The organism is Dyadobacter sp., assembly GCF_051859145.1.
GTDB lineage: Bacteria > Bacteroidota > Bacteroidia > Cytophagales > Spirosomataceae > Dyadobacter.
The window spans coordinates 1-3481 of record NZ_JBHYGF010000578.1; the positions used below are offsets into that span (position 1 = coordinate 1).

1 protein-coding gene and 1 pseudogene are annotated in these 3481 nt (G+C 48.7%); both read left to right on the plus strand.

From position 1 onward, the window contains the following. Positions 1–454: FecR family protein (locus ACTIE6_RS24455; RefSeq protein WP_439559118.1), on the plus strand; the 454-nt coding region annotated here is incomplete at its 5' end. Positions 455–591: 137 nt separating this feature from the next. Continuing rightward, positions 592–3481, plus strand: a pseudogene (locus tag ACTIE6_RS24460) (SusC/RagA family TonB-linked outer membrane protein); the annotation flags it as partial.

Below are 3481 nucleotides of genomic sequence, written 5' to 3' on the forward strand. Positions count from 1 at the left end.
AACCTCTGACAAGTTCAAGGTAGAGGTACTGGGTACTACCTTCTCGGTTTACGCCCGGCCGCGTGGCACCAAGGTATCCCTCACCAGCGGAAGTGTGCGCATTGATTACTCCCGCGATGAACAGCATAAAAAACTGATGATGGTACCAGGGGACCTGGTCACGCTCGACAAGGCCGGCGAGGTACAAGTTGCGCGTAAGCAGGATATCAAAACCTTTGCCACCTGGAAAGAACAGCGCTATGTGTTCAATGCGACTTCAATGCAGGAAATCGCTGCGCTGCTTGAAGAGAATTTCGGGCAAAAGGTAACCCTGGGCGACTCGGCTATCGCTCAGAGAACAATCACCGGGAATTTTAAAACCAGGAATGCAGAAGAACTTTTACGGACGATCTCGGAAGTGCTTGATATGAAAATCGAGCGTAATGGCAGCGCCATCTCTTTAATGAACAACTGATTATTCTTAACCATTTACTTATGAATCTAATGCTATCAGCTAAGCAATGGGTAAGCGTTGGACTTGTGCTTATGACACAGGTTCCACGACAAGCCCAGTCCCAGGTAATTGCATTTGCCTCCGCACCTGCCAAGCAGCACAATGCTTACGCACAGGAGATGAAACTCAAGAATGTGCTGTTGGATTTGCAAAAGCACTATGGAGTTGAAATCGTATTCGAAGATCGTTTGGTTGGTTCAATCAATGTAGCTGCCAGCGCGCTTGACCTGAGGCAGCCAATAGAGAAGAACCTCGGTATCATTCTCGCTCAGAATGGGTTGAAATATAGAAAGACGCGGAAAAATACATTTGTTATCACTGAGGAAAAAGCTCGGGAGAATGCGCTGAAAGATGAGAAAACTACATCAGCGTTGATACCCGACCAGCCAGGTAACGAAGGTATTACCAGTACTGGAACGGAAAACCAGGTTGCTGTGGACCGTACCATCAAGGGTAAAATCTCGGACGAAGCCGGGACGGGATTGCCTGGCGTAAGTGTCGTTCTGAAAGGTACGCAGCGCGGTACTTCTACAAGTTCAACCGGTGAATTTGCATTGGATATACCCGATGGTGGAAATCCTGTACTGGTTTTGAGCTTTGTCGGATATAAATCTCAGGAGATCAGTGTAGGCAGCCAGTCGGAGGTAAATGTTTCAATGGCGCCTGATGAGAATGCGCTGGACGAGATCGTCGTTGTGGGTTATGGATCGGTTAAGAAGTCTGACCTGACAGGTGCGGTAGGAACCATCAAAGGGGAAGTGTTGCAGGAGCGGCCTGCTTCTTCGCTGAACCAGGGTCTTTCCGGTCGCATTGCCGGGGTGAATGTATCTTCCAACTCCGGTCGTCCTGGCGGGCGGGCTAATATCCGCATCCGTGGTGCAAGCTCCATCAGTGTTTCAAATAATCCATTGTATGTAATTGACGGAGTTATCCTGAATGCAGTAGATCTTGCAAACGGAAGTACGCCCATTGACTACATCAACCCTAATGATATCGCGTCTATTGAAGTTTTAAAAGATGCTTCTTCGACAGCTATCTATGGAGCCCGCGGTGCAAACGGGGTTATTCTGGTAACTACAAAACGGGGTACTTCGACAGGCGGGAAAGTGACTTACGATACCGATTTCAGCATTGGTGTTGCGCCCAGGAAGTTACCTGTACTGAACTCACGCGAGTTTTTGGCTGTGGAAGAATTGGCTTACGAGAATGCGAAAAAGTTTGATCCGGTAGGTTGGGCGACTGGGACAAAATATACAGATCCGAAAACGAAAAGAACCAACCCGCTTTTGTTCGATTCAAATGGAAATCCATTGTATGATACTGACTGGCAGGACGAGGCATTTCAAAAAGCATTTACCCAAAATCACCAGCTTGGTTTAACAGGTGGTAATGAAAAAGGCAGCTTTGGCGCATTCCTGAACTATCGCAACGAGAATGGGATCGTGCGCGAATCGTGGCAGAAACGATATGCCGGCCGGTTTGTTTTTGATAGCCAGATCAAAAGCTGGCTGAAAGTAGGAGGTACCCTGGGCTACACAGACCAGAACGAAAAACAGATCGATCAATTGGGCGGCGGCGGAATTACCGCCATGCGCCAGGTATTGGAAGCGCTTCCGATTATTCCCGTAAAATATCCCGACGGGCGCTGGGCCAGTAACCGCGACTATCCCGGAATGGAAGGTGGCGACAGTCCGCTGCGGGTTGCGCAGGAAAGGCTTTCCTATCTGCGCACGCAAACCATGCTTGGTAATATGTATGCGACAATCAGCCTCGCGCCTGGTCTGGACCTGCGCTCAACAGTGGGGACCAACATTATCAACCAGCGGGAGGATTACTTTGCTGCCGCCGGCTTGCAATACATTTCGAACAATGGAGATGCGAGTGTCAACAACCGACGGTTCAATTCGTGGCAGTTTGAAAACTACCTGACGTATTTCAAAGAATTTGGCAAAATCCATTCGATCAATGCGATGCTCGGATTATCCTGGCAGCATGTAGACCGTTTTGAGAACCTGGCCAGAAGCCAGAATTTTACAGATACTTACTTCCAGTTCAACAACCTCGGAGCAGGCGCCACTGCATTGGCACCCAGCTCTTCCGCGTCGGCTTACGGCCTCAATTCCTACTTCGCGCGGCTTAATTATGGGTTAATGGACAAATACCTGTTTACATTCACAGGTCGTATCGACGGATCTTCAAAATTCGGTGCAGCTAACAGATATGCATTTTTTCCGTCAGCAGCTGTGGCCTGGCGGGTGTCTGAGGAGGAATTCCTGAAAACAAATACGACCATTTCGAACCTGAAAATACGGGCCAGCTATGGTGCGACAGGTAATTCCGAAATTCCCGCTTACCGCGCGCTCGCAGGTATGACCAATAACATTTCCAATGTGGTGGATTACAGCGTCATTTTTGGTGGTACCCGGAACATTGGTACCGGTATCAGCCGGATGTCAAACTCCAATCTGCAATGGGAAAAAACACAGCAGGTTGACCTGGGTATTGAGCTGGGATTGTTTTCAAACAGGCTGAGCTTCGAGCTGGACCTTTACCGCAGGAAAGTAAATGAAATGCTTCTGGATGCCCCGCTTCCGATGAGCAGCGGTTACAGCAGCATATTTACGAATATCGGAAGTATGGAAAACAAGGGGGTTGAGTTTGCAGTCAATTCAATGAACGTTAAAGCAGGCGACTTTTCATGGAGTACTACTTTCAATATCTCGGTTAACAAAAACAAGGTACTTGCACTCTCAGGTGGAAGTGACATTTATTCGGGAGCCACTGTCATCCGGGTAGGCGAGCCGGTAGGTTCATTCTTTGGAAGGGTTCACCAGGGTACCTATTCTACTTCGGAGGCGGAGGAAGCTAAAAAGTACAACATGCTTCCGGGCGATGTGAAGTACCAGGACCTGAATGGGGACGGAACGATCAATGACAATGACCGCACGATCATCGGAAAAGGTATTCCTGACGGTTTCGGAACATTCC